Here is a 15,336-nt window from a genome sequence, read left to right on the forward strand (position 1 = left end):
GATACTACCCCACTCCGAGCGGGTAAAAATTGGCTTTGGTAACAGCACCACCAAAAAGCCCGGCGAAAAGACTATTGTGCATCTCCACGCAGCGCTTTGACCTTTTGTTCCAGACGCTCGGCACTGGCCTCGTGGGGCGAGACCGGGAGACCAGCCAGCAGATGAATCCGGGACCAGAACCGCCGTGGCCAATGGCTGAAGGCCGGCCCGCCACAATGGCTGAAAAAGCTGCCCCAGAGGCCGCGCAGTGCCATTGGCACCACCGGTACCGGTCGCCGGGCCAGAATCATGTCGACACCGGGCTTGAAGGTATCGACCTCGCCGTCTTTGGTGAGTTTGCCTTCCGGGAAAATACAGACCACATGGCCGGCTGCGAGTTCTTCATCAATGCGGTCGAAAGCGGCTTCGTAAATCTCCGGCACCTTTGATTTCGGACCAATGGGGATAGCCTTGGCCAGGCGGAAGAAACCGCCCATGACCGGTGTCGCGAAAATGCTGTGATCCATTACGAATCGGACGGGCCGCCGTACCGCGCCGGCGATCACCAGGGCATCCATGTAGGAGACGTGGTTGCACACCAGCAGCACGGGGCCCTGCTCGGGTATCCGGTCCAGGTTGTGGTGCGTGACCCGATAAATCGTGTGGGACAGGACCCAGATGACAAAGCGCAGGGCAAAGTCCGGTACCTGCTGGTACACGTAGGCCGCCACCATCAGGTTCATGATCGACAGCACCAGGAAGAATTCGGGAATGGTGAGCCCGAACAGGCCGAGCATGAGCATGCCCAGCAGCGCGCTGACCACCATAAACAGGGCGTTGAAAATATTCAGGGCGGCGATCACGCGGGCCCGGGTGGCCGGTGGTGTTTCCTGCTGGACATAAGCATACAGCGGCACGATAAACAGGCCGCCAAAGATACCAATGGCCAACAGGTCAATGGCGACCTGGCGATAATGGGGATCGGTTATGATCAGCCACCAGTCTGAGGAAATCGGCTGCTCCGGCATATTGAAGAACAGATCGATGCCGAAGAAGCTCAGGCCAATGGAGCCGATGGGTACGATCCCCAGTTCAATCTTGTGGCCGGACAGCCGCTCGCAGGCAATGGAGCCGGCGGCGATGCCGATGGTGAAAATCGCCAGCAGTAAGGTGACGACCGTTTCGTCACCCATCAGGTGAGTCTTGGCGAAGTTCGGAAACTGGGTCAGATAGGCGGCACCCAGAAACCAGAACCATGATATCGCCATGATGCTCAGGAACACATTGTGATTGTCCCGGGCAATGGCCATCAGTTTCCAGGTTTCCTGCAGCGGCCGGAAACGAATACGCAGATCCGGCGCTGCCGCCTCGGCCCTGGGAATCCGCCAGGCAGCCACCAGGCCAATCACCGCCAGCACCGCAACGGCGATGGCAATCAAGGGGCCGGGAGCCGCAGCTTTCATCATCACGCCGGCCATCAGGGTACCCACCAGGATGGCCACAAACGTGCCCATCTCTACCAGCGCGTTACCACCCACCAGCTCGGATTCTTTCAGGGCCTGGGGCAGGATCGCGTACTTCACCGGCCCGAAAAACGCGGATTGTACGCCGGTGAGAAACAGCAGAAGGAACAACACCTCGTACCAGCCAAACCAGAGACCGACCGCGGCAATGCCCATGATCACCACCTCGGCGAATTTGATCCAGCGGATAACCGTGGATTTCTCGTACCGGTCCGCCACCTGGCCGGCAATGGCGGAGAACAGGAAAAACGGCAGAATAAACAGCATCGCGGCGAGATTGACCACCACATCCGACGACAGGCCAAACAGGCCCCCGGCGCTGTAGGTCACCAGCAGCAACAAGGCATTCTTGAACAGGTTGTCGTTGAAGGCACCGGCAAACTGGGTGACAAAGAATGGCAGGAACCGCCGCTCGGATAGCAGGCGAAACTGACTGTGATCTTCCATAACCTGAGGCTCTCCCTATGGGGTTCGCCGCAGACTATACGGCGCCCGGGAGGTGGTCAAGCGCGGCTGTTGTGCGCATACTGGATGCAGGATTGTGTTCCCAACCCAATGTTCTGGATGATGTGGAGTCTTGCCTATGGATGTTCAGCAGGCTGTTGTGTCACGCCGCTCGGTGCGGGACTTTCTGGATACTCCGGTGCCTGAAGCCACGCTTCGAACGGTAATCGAAACGGCGACCCGGTCGCCATCCGGAGGCAACCTGCAACCCTGGCATCTGCACGTGGTCACCGGCGATGCTCTGGCCCGACTCAAAGCCTTGATGCAGGAGAAGGTCAGCAAAGGTTTCAACGAAGTGCCGGAATACGAAATCTACCCACCAAAACTGCAATCGCCCTACCGCGACCGCCGCTTCGAAATCGGCGAGCTCATGTACCGCCAGCTCGACATCCCCAGGGAAGACAAAGCCGCCCGCTTTGAATGGTTCAAACGCAACTTCGAATTCTTCGGCGCCCCGGTCGGCCTGTTCTGCACCGTCGACGACAACATGGGCCCGCCCCAGTGGTCCGACCTGGGCATGATCCTGCAAACCATCATGCTATTACTCCGAGAACAGGGCCTCGACAGCTGCGCCCAGGAATCCTGGTCGGTGTACCCGAAAACCATCAGCGAATTCTTGGGCTTGCCTGAACACCGCAAAGTCTTCGCCGGCATGGCCATCGGCTACGCCAACCCCGACAGCCCGGTGAACCAGCTCACCAGCCCAAGGGCACCGCTGTCGGAGAACGTCGAATTTATCAGCTGAAAGGCGAACCTCAGGCGGCCACCGATGCCGCCTGAGCCACCGGCACTTCCAGCCGGATCCGGTTGCCGTCCAGCAACACCGGATAGACTTTCACCTGCATGTTCTCGTCTTCCAGACATTGCCCGCTGCGCAGGCTGAAATGCTGCTTGTACAACGGCGACGCCACCACCGGCTCGCCGTTGATATCCCCGGTAATGCCTCGGGCCAGCACGTTCGAGCCACTGAACGGATCGGTATGGCTGATGGCAAACAATGCCGGCAGGCGGTGTGGCAGATAAAACACCGCCACCGGCCCGTCGTCGGTCCAAACCGCAATACCGGAATCAGCTACCAGATCGTCCACGGTGCACACTGCTTCCCAACAAGTCCGAGCTTTCATAGCAAAGTCTCCAAATTCCAAGGTCGTTAAGTTTCCTATCCCACAGATGTTTGTGAGCGTGGGAGCCGGATTCATTTTCTGGCAGGAAAAAAGATGTCTGAGCAAAGCGAGTTATTTTTTCCAGAAGAAAATGAATCCGGCTCCCGCGCTCCGCCCCCAAACCAGAAGGCTACGAAGAAGCCACCTCCAAAACAGGCCGACGCTGCCCCCGCTCTGAAGTCCACTGCTGCACCGGATCCTTCTGCTCCGGCGCATTCACAAACTCCCGGAACCGTTTACGCTTCTCCGGATCCTCAACGGCGGTCTTCCACTCGCACTGATAGGTCTCCACCAGATCCGCCATGTGTTGCTCCAGCTCCTCGCCGATACCGAGGCTGTCCTCCAGCACTACCTGCTTCAGATACTCCAGACCACCTTCCAGATTCTCCATCCAGACCGACGTCCGCTGCAGCCGGTCCGCCGTGCGCACATAGAACATCACCACCCGGTCGATGGTGCGGATCAGCTCCTCATCCGACAGATCGGTGGCAAACAGATCCGCATGCCGTGGCCGCATCCCGCCGTTGCCACACACATACAGGTTCCAGCCCTTCTCCGTGGCAATCACCCCGAAGTCCTTGCTCTGGGCCTCCGCGCATTCCCGGGTGCAGCCAGAGACCGCCATCTTCACCTTGTGGGGCGCTCGCAGGCCCTTGTAGCGATTCTCCAGCGTGATCGCCATGCCCACGCTGTCCTGCACACCATAGCGGCACCAGGTGCTGCCCACGCAGGACTTCACCGTGCGCAGGGACTTGCCATAGGCGTGGCCAGTTTCAAAACCGGCGGCGATCAGCTTCTCCCAGATTTCCGGCAGTTCGCTCAGGGTGGCGCCGAACAGATCCACCCGTTGCCCGCCGGTGATCTTGGTGTACAGATCGTACTCCCTGGCCACTTCGCCCAGCACAATCAGCTTGTCCGGGGTGATCTCACCGCCCGGAATGCGCGGCACGATGGAGTAAGTGCCGTTTTTCTGCATGTTGGCCATGAAGGTGTCGTTGGTGTCCTGCAGCGGGACGTGGTCCGTGGCCAGGATGTGCTCGTTCCAGCAGGTCGCCAGAATCGAACCCACAGTCGGCTTGCAGATATCGCAGCCCTGGCCCTTGCCGTATTGTTTGAGCAGACCCCGGAAGGTGCGGATGCCGTTCACCTTCACCAGATGAAACAGCTCCTGTCGGGTGTAGGGGAAGTGCTCGCACAGATCGGTACACACCTCGACGCCGCGCTTTTCCAGCTCGCTGTCCACCACCTTTTTGAGCAGTGCCGCGCAGCCGCCGCAGCCGGTGCTGGCCTTGGTTTCAGCCTTGACGCCGCCCAGGTCGGAGCAACCGGCGTCAATGGCACCGCAGATATCGCCCTTGGTGACGTTGTGGCAGGAACAGATGGAGGCGGTGTCCGGCAGGGCGTCGGCCCCCAGGGCAGGCGCGCCTCCTTCGCTTTCCGGCAGAATCAGCGCCTCCGGGTTGGCTGGCAGCTCAATGCCATTGAGGGCGTACTGCAGCAGGGTATCGTAAGGGCCGTTGTCGCCTACCAGAATGGCGCCCAGCAGAGTCTTACCGTCCTGGCTCACCACCATGCGCCGGTAGTGGCCGGCCTGCTCATCGTGAAAACGGATATTGCGTGCACCCGGGGTCTGGCCATGGGCATCGCCGATGGAGCCCACATCCACCCCCAGTAGCTTGAGTTTGGTGCTCATATCGGCACCGGTAAAGGCCGCGCTGGTGTCTTTGTTCAAAGCGGCCGACAGGGTGCGCGCCATGGTGTAACCCGGAGCCACCAGACCGAAGATACGGTTGTTCCAGAGTGCGCATTCGCCGATGGCGTGAATGTTCGGGTCTGAGGTGGTGCATTGATTGTTGACCACAATCCCGCCGCGTTCGCCCACCTCCAGGCCGCAGGCCCGGGCCAGGGTATCCTGGGGACGGATGCCGGCGGAAAACACAATCAGATCGGTTTCCAGATGGCTGTCGTCGGCGAAGTTCATCCTCAGCCGCGCGTCGCTGCCCGGCACAATGGCCGTGGTCGCCTTCTCGGTGTGCACCTGCACGCCCAGATCCTCGATCTTCTGGCGCAAAAGGGCGCCACCCTGATCGTCCAGCTGCACAGGCATCAGGCGCGGGGCAAATTCCACCACATGGGCCTGCAGGCCCAGGCTTTTCAGGGCGTTTGCCGCTTCCAGCCCCAGCAGACCGCCCCCCACCACGACACCGGTTTTTGCGGACTGGGCACTGGCCTGAATGGCATCCAGATCGTCGAGGGTTCGGTACACAAAGCAGCCATCCTGATCGTTGCCCTTGATGGGCGGTACGAACGGGTAGGAGCCGGTGGCCAGCACCAGTTGATCGTAGGTGTACTCCCCTTTCGGTGTCGTCAGCACGCGGGTGTTCCGGTCGATGGCGGTGACAGGCTCATTCAGGCGAAGATCAATGCCTTGTTCCGCGTACCAGTCTGCTGTGCCCATGGCGAGGTCCGCGTGGGTGGAACCGGTGAAGTACTCCGACAGATGCACTCGGTCGTAGGCCAGCTGCTTCTCCTCACCGAACACGATCACCCGGTAGGTCTCGGCCGCCGGGGACTGGCTGAACTGTTCCAGGAAGTGATGGCCAACCATACCGTTGCCGATCACGATCAGGGTCTGTTTACTCATCATGCTGTCCTCTCTCTTGGCAGCCAATCAGGCTGCTGCGTCGCAATAGGTTTTGCCGAAAGCGATGGTGTCCCGATAGCGGGAGACATCTGCGCCGGAGCGAATCAGTTCGCTGAACCAGGGCCCGTTGGCGGTATCGCCCAGCAGGATGGCGCCGGCCAGCCGGTTGCCATCCAGCAGCAGTTGACCGTAGACCGCGTGGGTTCGGTCCTGCCATTCAATGATTTCGGTATGCTCGCCCGGGGCTATGCGGCCGCAGGAAAAAATGGCCAGATCACTGATCTTCAGGCGGGTGGCCACTTCTCCGGGCTCAAACGCTCTGGCTCCCGGTACCTGGCAAAGATGCTGTGCCAGGATTCGGGCCTGCTCGTAACCGGGTTCGACCAGGCCAAAGGTGTGCTCCTGAAACTGACAGCACTCACCCAGTGCGTAGATATGCGGGTTGGACGTCATCAGGTTTGGATTGACTCGAATACCCCGGTCACAGTTGAGGCCGGCGTCAGCTGCCAATCCCTTGTTGGGTTCAATGCCGGTGGCAATAACTACCAGGTCAGTGGCCAGTACCGTGCCGTCACTCAGTTCCACGGCGCGGACCTGATTCCGGCCGAGCAGGGAGACCGGCGAGGTGCCGGTTCGGATACTCAGCCCCCGCTGCTGTAACTTCTGCTTCAGGATATCGCCGGCGATTGGGTTCAGCTGTCGGTTGAGCAGGTGGCCGCTGCGGTGCAGCACCGTAACGTCCATGCCCCGGGTCCTGAGCCCTTCGGCCGCCTCCAGGCCGAGAAAGCCGCCGCCGATCACCACGGCCCGACGGTGTGTCTTCGTCTGCCGGATCAGCGTGCGGGTGTCGGCCAGATCCCGGAAGTTCATCACGCCGTCAAGGTCTTCACCGGGGAGACCAAGGCGGGAGGGCTGTGCTCCGGTAGCCAGCACCAGCGTGTGATAGGACTGGGTGCGACCACAGGCGGTTGTTACCTGGCGCTGGCCCGGACTGATATGGGTGACAGGCTCATGCTGGTACACCTCTATTCGGTGCTTGTGGAACCACTGCCAGGGTTTCAGTTCCAGATCGGTTTCCTGAATCTGATCGGCCAGTAATGACGACAACTGGATCCGGTTGTAGGCAGCGAAGGGCTCACCGTTAAACACTACAATGCGGCTGAACGGATGCCCCTGGGCTACCAGTTGCTCCAGCAGCCGCTGCGCGACCATGCCATGGCCGCAGATCACCAGTGGGTTGTCCTGTGTGTGTTCCATGGAACTGAGTGCCTCCAGCAACAAAAAAAGCCGGAGCATCATGCTCTCCGAAGAGAACAGATGGTCCGGCACCAATGCCAACAACAATGATCTGATGGTCCGGCCTGATTCCATGGCCGGGACAGTCGTCCTTGCCTAAGTGTTTGCGATCTCCGTGCCAACTTTTTGAGGCTTTATTATTCAATAGCTTAGGTTAGTCCGCCGAAGGAGGCCGGCTGGTGGGCATCAAAAGGGTGCCCCGGGATGGGGCGAAACGCACGATGATTGGGCCGGAATGGCTGGCCTGTAAATTGCTGCAGTCCGGGTAGAAAGGAACCAACTGTGTACCGACACCAGGAGCTGCACCATGAACACCAAACGCCATCCCCGTATGACCGCGACAGCGACTGCGGCGGATTTTCTGATGGCCTCCCGCCAGTGTGAGATCCGTAATCTGGAGTATTTTCTGCAGATGGGGCGGTTGGTGCAGAGCGTGGGCAATCTGGTCCATGGCCTGCAACGGGAGCGAGGCGCTACCAATCTGTATCTTGGGTCCGGCTGCCAACGCTTTGCCCGGGAGCGGGCCTCGATGGTCCGGGAGAATGACCAGTTGGCCGCTAGCTTCCGGCAGGCATTGGCAGACATTCAGGAGGACCTCACCACCCATCCGGTCAGCAGCCCACTGCTCGGGCACATCGCCAGCGCCCTGCACAGCCTCGACCAACTGCCCGGGTTGCGGCAGCGGGTGAATGACCAGGAGGCCAGTGTTTCGGAGGCCACGGAGTGGTTCTGCGACAGTATTCATCAACTGATTACGGTCGTTTTCGAAGCGGCAGAAACCGTGGCAGAGCCTTCGATTGCGGGACTGCTTGTGGCCATGGTGCATGTCATGAACGGAAAGGAATATTGTGGTCAGGAGCGGGCCGCAGGTTCCGCGGGGTTCTCCAGCGGACACTTCGATAACGCACTGTCACGGCGCATGATGCACCTGGTTGAAGCGCAGGAGCGGTGTTTTGAGGTCTTTGTCGGCTTCGCCAGTGAGGAGAGCCTGTCGCTCTGGCAAGCCCTGCGCGCTCACCCGCGGGAACTGGAAATTGAGCGGATGCGACAGATGGCCGTTTCGGTCGGGCCCTATAAGTCTCTGGATAAAGACATGGCCGACCGCTGGTTCAATCTGATGACAGAGCGCATGGACGATCTGAAGAAGATTGAGGATTCGGTTGAGAGCGCTTTCCACCATCGCTGTGTGGAGCGCTATACCGAAGCGCGCCACTCCCTGGCTCATCAGGAAACCCTGCTGGTCTCGCTGGAACAACGCCATGCCTCCACAACGCCCGTGCTGGTGGTTTGCGATAACGGTGTAGAGGCTGGAGCTGCCGACGCGTGGGCCGGGGAAGGTGTCGGGCAGCAATCAGGCCGATCCATCTTTGACCTGGTCCAGGAACAGACCCGCCGCCTGCGCCAGATGTCTGAAGAATTGCAGAGCGCCAAAGAAGCTCTGGAAGATCGTCGTACCCAGGAAAAGGCCGTCCTGCTGTTGATGGAACACCGCAACATCAGCAATGACGAAGCCCACCGCCTGCTGCGAAAACTAGCCATGGACCAGGGCAAGCGACTGCCCGAAGTCGCCCGGGCACTGGTATCCATGGCAGGGGTCTTAAGCTGATACTTGAACCAGGCCGGGACGGGGCGCCCCGCCCCGGCATAAAGTCAGGCCGAAGCTGAATGCCTGGCTGCCGGCGCCTCGGGTTTTGCACTGCTGCCGCGGCGACTGTTCAGTGACTCCAGCTTGCGCTGCTTCTCGTACAGGAACGACAACACCTCCTGCCGGTAATGCACATATTGGGCATCGTCCGCCAGGGCCACACGATTGCGAGGCCTTGGCAGATCAATGTGCAGATCCTCCCCCACCGTGGCGGCAGGGCCGTTGGTCATCATGATAATGCGGTCGGACAACAGCACCGCCTCGTCCACATCGTGGGTAATCATGATCACGGTATTGTTCAGCTCCTGCTGAATTTCCATCAGTGAATCCTGCAAATGGGCCCGTGTCAGGGCATCCAGCGCCCCGAACGGCTCATCCATCAGCAACACACTGGGTTTCATGGCCAATGCCCGGGCGATGCCCACCCGTTGCGCCATCCCCCCGGAAATCTCGCCCGGCCGCTTGTTGGCGGCGTGTGCCATATTCACCAGTTCCAGGTTATGGGTAATCCAGTCCTTGCGCTCCTGCCGGGTCATCGACTTGCGAAACACCTGCCGGACCGCCAGTTCCACGTTTTCATACACCGTTAACCAGGGCATCAGGGCATGATTCTGAAACACCACCGCCCGCTCGGGACCGGGGGAATTTACCTCATGCCCATCCAGCACACAGCCACCCCTGGAGGCCTGCAGTAACCCGGCAACAATGTTCAGCACCGTTGATTTTCCGCAGCCGGAATGGCCGATCAGTGAAACAAACTCCCCTTTCTGGATCTTCAGGTTCACATTGTCCAGGGCAATGAAAGGCCCTTTCGGCGTATCAAACGCCATTTCAACACCGGTTAGTTCAAGATGTGATTTAGCCATAGCAGGATCCCCTAAACAGGTCAGACGAGCGCCGGGTGGGTAGTGCCTCCCGGGACCCTCAAAAACATGGATGTTTTTGCGGAGCATACAGGGACGTATTCACCGCGTGTCCCGGGAGGCACTACCCACCCGGTGCGGCATGCTCCGCCGTCAGAGATTTCAGGGTTAATTGAGGCTACAGGTAAAAGTCGGTCACTCATTCCAGGCCACCTTCCGCTGAATCAACAGCATGACCCGATCCAGCAAAAACCCGATAAACCCGATGGCCAGCACCGCCACCATAATCCGACTCAAAGACTGGCTACTGCCATTCTGGAACTCATCCCAGACAAACTTGCCCAGCCCCGGACTCTGCGCCAGCATCTCGGCGGCAATCAGCACCATCCAGGCAATGCCCAGCGACACCCGCAAGCCGGTAAAGATCATCGGCACCGACGAAGGCAATACCACCTTGCGAACGTGGGTCCAGAACGACAGCCGAAGTACCCGGGAGACGTTCAGCAGGTCGGGATTCACCGCTGCCACTCCAACGCTGGTGTTGATCAGTGTTGGCCAGAGACTGCACAGAGTGACCGTAATCATTGAGGTCAGGAACGACTTCTCGAACATTGGATCGTCACTGACATACGTGGCCGATACCACCATGGTCACCAGCGGCAGCCAGGCCAGCGGAGAGACCGGTTTGAAGATCTGTATCAATGGGTTCACCGCAGCCTGGAAATACCGGTTCAGGCCAAACACGATGCCCAGAGGTACGGCAATCAGCGACGCCAGGGCGAAACCGGCCAGCACCGTCAGCAGGCTGGTGACCACCTGGTCGAGAAAGGTGGGTGCGCCGGGGTAAGCCCGAATACGGACGTCTGCCTCCGGGTTGTCGGCCAGAATGCGGGCATTACGCTCCTCCTGCATGGCGATGAACTTATCGGCCCGCTCCCGCTGGCTGATATGCTCCTGCCACAGTTGTCCGGATTGTTCCCACACCTGCACCGGGCCCGGAAAGGCCCCCAGGGAGGTTTCCACCTGTGGCGCGGCCAGATGCCAGAAGCCCAGGAAGACCAGAATACCAACCAGTGGTAACAGCAGCTGCTTGCCCTGGCTGAGCCATTCGCCCGGTTGCAGACCGGAAAGTAGCTGGCGGCTGCCACTGGCCATGGACTGACTGATTCTTGCGCTTAACGTCGTCATGTCAGGCCCTCCCTTACGGTGTCTCCGACCCTTTCAGGCCGATACTGAAACGGTTGATGTAGGCATTGGGTTCGCGCGGAGTGAAAGGGACGCCGTCAATCAGCTCTCCCTGCATGGGGCGTTCAAAATTCTCCTGGGCAAAGTCCGGGAAATCACTGGCAGTCATCAGGCCGTCCTCGATCAGTGACTGGGCGGCTTCGGCGTAAAGATCGCCCCGATACACCCGGGCTGCGGTTTTCATATACCAGTCGTCGGATTTGGCCTCGGGAATCTGGCCCCAGCGACGCATCTGGCTCAGGTACCAGATCGCATCAGACGGATACGGATAGGTAGCGTGGTAGCGGAAAAAGACGTTGAAATCCGGTACTTCCCGGACATCGCCCTTTTCATACTCGAAGGTGCCGGTCATGGAGTTGGCAATCACTTCCCTGTCGGCCCCCACATAGCTGGGACGGGCAAGGATGTCCACGGCGGCCTCCCGGTTGGCGTTCTGGTTTTCGTCCAGCCAGTAAGCTGCGCGGATCAGAGCCCGCAGTAACCGGAGATGGGTATTGGGGTTCTGCTCGGCCCAGGATTCGGTCACCCCGAACACTTTTTCCGGGTTGTTGGGCCAGATTTCGTAGTCGGTAATCACAGGCACACCGATGCCCTTGAAAACCGCCTGCTGATTCCAGGGCTCGCCCACGCAGTAGCCCTGTATGGTGCCTGCTTCCATGGTGGCGGGCATCTGGGGCGGCGGTGTCACGGAGAGGTGCACGTCGGCCTGGATGGTGCCGCTGGTATCGCCGCGCTGGGGCGCGTAGAAGCCGGGATTCAGGCCACCGGCGGCCAGCCAGTAACGCAGTTCGTAATTGTGGGTGGACACCGGAAACACCATGCCCATGCGGAAGCGCTTGCCGTTGGCGCGGGTCTGCTCAACCACTGGCTTCAGCGCGCTGGCTGAAATCGGGTGTTCCGGATGATCACCTTCCATTTCCAGGTTTGGTTTCATCGCTTCCCAGACGTCGTTGGACACGGTAATACCGTTGCCGTTGAGATCCATACTGAAGGCGGTGATGATATCGGCCTGGGTGCCATAGCCTATGGATGCGCCCAGGGGTTGGCCGGCCAGCATGTGGGCACCATCCAGTTCACCGGTGATGACCCGGTCCAGCAGCACCTTCCAGTTCGCCTGGGCTTCGAGTTCTACGAATAACCCTTCGTCCATGAAGTAGCCCTGTTCCCAGGCAACCGCCAGGGGCGCCATATCCGTGAGTTTGATAAAGCCAAGCTTGAGATCGGGTTTCTCCGCCGGGCCAATATCGGCCTGGGCCAGGGAACTCAGGCCGATCAGGGTGGCGGTCAGTAAAGGTCGAACATAATGGTTCACTGTCTTCATCGTGATGCCTCTCGGTTCTCTCATTTCAGACGCGCAAAAAAAAAGCGCCTGCCTCCGTTGCCGGAGAGCAGGCGCCGATGCCTGTAAATGAGAGCTGTGATGTCGTGATGGTTCACTAATCACTCAGCACAAGCCGTGCCATCCAGGACTCTTCATGTATTTCAGTAAGTTGCGGGAGCCCTGGTCGTTCCAGCAGGGGAAGCCCATGCTTTGCCGGGGTGGTTTTGGTGCAGAAAATCGCCCTTTGCACCAAGGTGAACACCCATCGATAGGCTTTTCAAGGAAGTTATTTAGCGGTGCAACTGGCTTCGACAGGCGCATCAGGCGCCATTCAGGGCCCCTGGAGAGATCAAATCGTGCGCTGGCCCCCTAATTGCTTTCTTTTATGGCAGACAACACAGGCAACGAAGCCCGCCCCCGGCTCTGGAAACGGAAACCGGGTGGTGGGCTTTTTTGGTTCAAGAGCGAGGAACAGCATGAAACACCACGACACGCCAGCGGACTCTATTGCCACCACCTGCCCCTACTGTGGTGTTGGCTGCGGTGTTCTGGCTGCCCCTGGCCATGTCGAAGGCGATCATCGGCACCCGGCCAATGGCGGACGGCTTTGCGTCAAAGGTTCTGCCTTACACGAGACGCTGGAGGATGCCAACCGGTTGCTGGTGCCAAAGGTTGAGGGCCGTGAGGTGGCCTGGGCAGAAGCCATTGACCGGGTCGCCGGGGCAATTTCCGACTCTGTGCGGGAGTATGGCCCGGAATCCGTGGCCTTCTATCTCTCCGGGCAGCTACTCACGGAGGATTATTACATTGCCAACAAGCTGGCAAAGGGGTTTATCGGCACACCGCATGTGGATACCAATTCCAGACTGTGCATGTCCTCGGCCGTTGCGGCACATAAGCGTGCTTTTGGCGAGGACTGTGTTCCCGGTTGCTACGAGGATCTTGAGCTGGCGGACCTGCTGGTGCTCGCGGGCAGCAACGCCGCCTGGGCCCACCCGGTACTGTACCAGCGAATGAGTGCCGCGCGCCGTCAGGGACGGAGAGTGGTGGTCATCGATCCCAGAAAGACAGCGACAGCGGATCTCGCTGATCTGCACCTTCAGCTTCGCCCCGGAACCGACACCCTGTTGTTCAATGGCCTGTTGGTCTGGCTGCACGATCACGGGGCCCTGGCGGAGGACTACCTTGCCGAGCATTGTAACGGCTTCGAAGAAACCCTGGCGATCGCCCGGTCCTGCGCGCCTTCCGTGCAAGCAGTGGCCAGCGGCTGCGATCTGGGAGCAGACCAGGTTCGCTGTTTCTACCAGTGGTTTGCCGACACCGGGCGCACGGTGACTGCCTTTTCCCAGGGCATTAATCAGTCGGTCGCCGGTACCGACAAGGCCAATGCCATCATTAACTGCCATCTGGCTACCGGGCGGGTGGGTCAACCGGGTGCGAGCCCGTTTTCGTTGACCGGGCAACCCAATGCCATGGGTGGCCGTGAGGTCGGCGGGCTGGCCAATACCCTGGCAGCCCATATGGATTATGACACCCCGGGCGCCGTGCTCCGGGTTTCGGATTTCTGGCACAGCGAGCAGATGGCCCGTGGTCCCGGCCATAAAGCGGTGGACCTGTTCGAGGCAGTCCATCGGGGAGAGATCCGAGTCCTCTGGGTGATGGGCACCAACCCCGCAGTCAGTCTGCCGGGCAGCGAACGTATTCACCAGGCACTGTCCCGTTGCCAGACTCTGATCGTCTCGGACTGTGTGGCCCAGACCGATACCACGCAGTTTGCCGATATTCTCTTGCCGGCTGCCGGTTGGGGCGAGAAAGATGGAACAGTGACCAATTCCGAACGGCGCATTTCACGCCAACGCCGGTTTCTGCCCCTGCCGGAGCAGGTCCGGCCGGACTGGCAGATTATTCGGGACGTTGCCTGTTCGCTGGGTCATGCTCATGCTTTCGATTACACATGCCCTGCCGATATCTTTCGCGAACATGCAGTGTTGTCCGGCTATGGTAACGGAGGCGAGCGTGTGTTCAATATCTCCGCCTTGTCTCAACTCAGCAACCAGGAGTACGACGAGCTGGCGCCGGTGCAGTGGCCGGTCACGGAGGGTAACCCCGGGGCCTGGTTGCAAACCCGTCGGCTGTTTGGGCACGGGCAATTTCCCACGCCGGATGGCCGGGCACGATTGGTGCCCGTGTCCAGTTTGCCGCCCGGGCAGCTACCTGGACCCCGGTACCCGCTGGTGGTGAATACCGGCCGAATCCGTGACCAATGGCATACCATGACCCGAACGGCCCTGGCACCCAGGCTGTTTGCCCATCGCAGCGAGCCGTTCATAGAGTTGCACCCGGCGGATATTGCCGGCTTTGGTTTGATTGAAGGTGCCCTGGCGGTGCTGCGTGGGCCGGGCAATGCGGGCTATGTTGGCCGGGTCCGGGGCAGCACCGGCCAGCGCACAGGTGAAGTATTTGTGCCCATCCACTGGAATGGCCGGTTTGCCTCCTCCGCTTTGGCGTCCAGCCTGATCCGTCCGGTTGTGGATCCCATTTCCGGTCAGCCAGAAGGCAAGCATGGTGTGGCGACCATCCGGCCCCTGGTGACCCGCTGGCAGGCGAGGCTATTGCTGCGTGATCCCCGCCTTGCCTCGTTGGACCACACCGCTCTTGCCTACTGGAGTTGTCAGCGCCTGCCGCACAGTCACGGCTGGTGGTTCGCCGGGGGCCACGAGATGAACTGGCGGGAATGGGGGCAACGTTGTTTTTCGCGGGAACCGGAACTGGTCATGGAAGACCGGGCGAGACAGCGCTACCGGGCCGCCTGGCTTAGTGGCGATCGACTGGACGCCGTGTTGCTGGTTGAGCCCTGTGTCCAGACCATGCCGGATCTGGACTGGCTGGACAGTTGTTTTGGCAAAGGTGAGCTGGCGTCGGAGGAACGCCGCTCGTTACTGGCGGCAGGCACAGTGGAAGGGGAAGCGTCAGGGCCGATTGTCTGCAGTTGTTTTGGCGTGGGTGAGAACCAGATTGCCCAGGCCATTGAACAGGGCATGGCCAGCCCCGAAGCACTGGGTGAGCAGCTGAAGTGTGGCACCAACTGTGGCTCCTGTCTGCCGGAGATCCGGGACCTGCTGGCGCGCACCGGGGCTCGGGAACCTGCCTGAA

General features: G+C 60.1%; 10 protein-coding genes. 3 read left to right on the top strand and 7 right to left on the bottom strand.

The genetic code is table 11. From position 1 onward, the window contains the following. Positions 1-71 precede the first annotated feature (71 nt). Positions 72-1,949, bottom strand: a complete 1,878-nt coding sequence (locus tag ACF8YQ_RS00810) for an MFS transporter (protein ID WP_396622321.1) — start codon at positions 1,947-1,949, stop codon at positions 72-74. A gap of 136 nt (positions 1,950-2,085) precedes the next feature. Here ACF8YQ_RS00810 and ACF8YQ_RS00815 point away from each other — a divergent pair, with 136 nt between their 5' ends. After that, positions 2,086-2,751 (top strand): nitroreductase, encoded by a 666-nt coding sequence (locus tag ACF8YQ_RS00815; RefSeq protein WP_226596815.1) that lies wholly within the window; start codon positions 2,086-2,088, stop codon positions 2,749-2,751. 10 nt (positions 2,752-2,761) lie between these two features. Here ACF8YQ_RS00815 and nirD read toward each other — a convergent pair whose 3' ends face one another. The 3 genes from nirD to ACF8YQ_RS00830 form a co-directional block, all read right to left on the bottom strand. Then, positions 2,762-3,130, bottom strand: a complete 369-nt coding sequence (nirD, locus tag ACF8YQ_RS00820) for a nitrite reductase small subunit NirD (RefSeq protein ID WP_396622322.1) — start codon at positions 3,128-3,130, stop codon at positions 2,762-2,764. 169 nt (positions 3,131-3,299) lie between these two features. After that, positions 3,300-5,813 carry a nitrite reductase large subunit NirB gene (gene nirB / locus ACF8YQ_RS00825; protein ID WP_396622323.1) on the bottom strand — a complete coding sequence of 838 codons (2,514 nt, stop codon included), beginning with the start codon at positions 5,811-5,813 and terminating at the stop codon, positions 3,300-3,302. 27 nt (positions 5,814-5,840) lie between these two features. Continuing rightward, positions 5,841-7,070 carry an NAD(P)/FAD-dependent oxidoreductase gene (locus tag ACF8YQ_RS00830; protein ID WP_396622324.1) on the bottom strand — a complete coding sequence of 410 codons (1,230 nt, stop codon included), beginning with the start codon at positions 7,068-7,070 and terminating at the stop codon, positions 5,841-5,843. Positions 7,071-7,416: 346 nt separating this feature from the next. On the opposite strand from ACF8YQ_RS00830, the gene ACF8YQ_RS00835 reads away from it, so the two are divergent. Further along, on the top strand, positions 7,417-8,715 hold the full coding sequence (locus ACF8YQ_RS00835) for a nitrate- and nitrite sensing domain-containing protein (protein WP_396622325.1): 1,299 nt from the start codon (positions 7,417-7,419) through the stop codon (positions 8,713-8,715). Between the two features lie 44 nt (positions 8,716-8,759). Here the strand turns inward: ACF8YQ_RS00835 and ACF8YQ_RS00840 are convergent, their stop codons facing one another. From ACF8YQ_RS00840 to ACF8YQ_RS00850, 3 genes are all read right to left on the bottom strand, one after another. Continuing rightward, positions 8,760-9,620: an ABC transporter ATP-binding protein gene (locus tag ACF8YQ_RS00840; RefSeq protein WP_031211742.1), complete on the bottom strand. Its 861-nt coding sequence runs from the start codon at positions 9,618-9,620 to the stop codon at positions 8,760-8,762. A gap of 192 nt (positions 9,621-9,812) precedes the next feature. Continuing rightward, complete coding sequence (locus ACF8YQ_RS00845; RefSeq protein ID WP_036149976.1) at positions 9,813-10,805, bottom strand: ABC transporter permease; 993 nt, start codon at positions 10,803-10,805, stop codon at positions 9,813-9,815. A gap of 13 nt (positions 10,806-10,818) precedes the next feature. After that, entirely contained in the window at positions 10,819-12,183 is a 1,365-nt protein-coding gene (locus ACF8YQ_RS00850; protein ID WP_396622326.1) for a CmpA/NrtA family ABC transporter substrate-binding protein, read from the bottom strand. 476 nt (positions 12,184-12,659) lie between these two features. On the opposite strand from ACF8YQ_RS00850, the gene ACF8YQ_RS00855 reads away from it, so the two are divergent. Beyond that, positions 12,660-15,335 carry a molybdopterin-dependent oxidoreductase gene (locus tag ACF8YQ_RS00855; RefSeq protein ID WP_396622327.1) on the top strand — a complete coding sequence of 892 codons (2,676 nt, stop codon included), beginning with the start codon at positions 12,660-12,662 and terminating at the stop codon, positions 15,333-15,335. Position 15,336: the final 1 nt, after the last annotated feature.

Origin of the sequence: Marinobacter sp. W-8 (genome assembly GCF_044342215.1) — a bacterium.
GTDB classification, from domain to species: Bacteria; Pseudomonadota; Gammaproteobacteria; order Pseudomonadales; family Oleiphilaceae; genus Marinobacter; species Marinobacter nauticus.

Excerpts from the sequence above, each read along its gene's own strand:
- ACF8YQ_RS00840 (WP_031211742.1), bottom strand. The coding sequence starts at position 9,620 with ATGGCTAAATCACATCTTGAACTAACCGGTGTTGAAATGGCGTTTGAT.
- nirB (WP_396622323.1), bottom strand. The coding sequence starts at position 5,813 with ATGAGTAAACAGACCCTGATCGTGATCGGCAACGGTATGGTTGGCCAT.
- ACF8YQ_RS00845 (WP_036149976.1), bottom strand. The coding sequence starts at position 10,805 with ATGACGACGTTAAGCGCAAGAATCAGTCAGTCCATGGCCAGTGGCAGC.
- nirD (WP_396622322.1), bottom strand. The coding sequence starts at position 3,130 with ATGAAAGCTCGGACTTGTTGGGAAGCAGTGTGCACCGTGGACGATCTG.
- ACF8YQ_RS00855 (WP_396622327.1), top strand. The coding sequence starts at position 12,660 with ATGAAACACCACGACACGCCAGCGGACTCTATTGCCACCACCTGCCCC.
- ACF8YQ_RS00835 (WP_396622325.1), top strand. The coding sequence starts at position 7,417 with ATGAACACCAAACGCCATCCCCGTATGACCGCGACAGCGACTGCGGCG.
- ACF8YQ_RS00810 (WP_396622321.1), bottom strand. The coding sequence starts at position 1,949 with ATGGAAGATCACAGTCAGTTTCGCCTGCTATCCGAGCGGCGGTTCCTG.
- ACF8YQ_RS00850 (WP_396622326.1), bottom strand. The coding sequence starts at position 12,183 with ATGAAGACAGTGAACCATTATGTTCGACCTTTACTGACCGCCACCCTG.
- ACF8YQ_RS00815 (WP_226596815.1), top strand. The coding sequence starts at position 2,086 with ATGGATGTTCAGCAGGCTGTTGTGTCACGCCGCTCGGTGCGGGACTTT.
- ACF8YQ_RS00830 (WP_396622324.1), bottom strand. The coding sequence starts at position 7,070 with ATGGAACACACACAGGACAACCCACTGGTGATCTGCGGCCATGGCATG.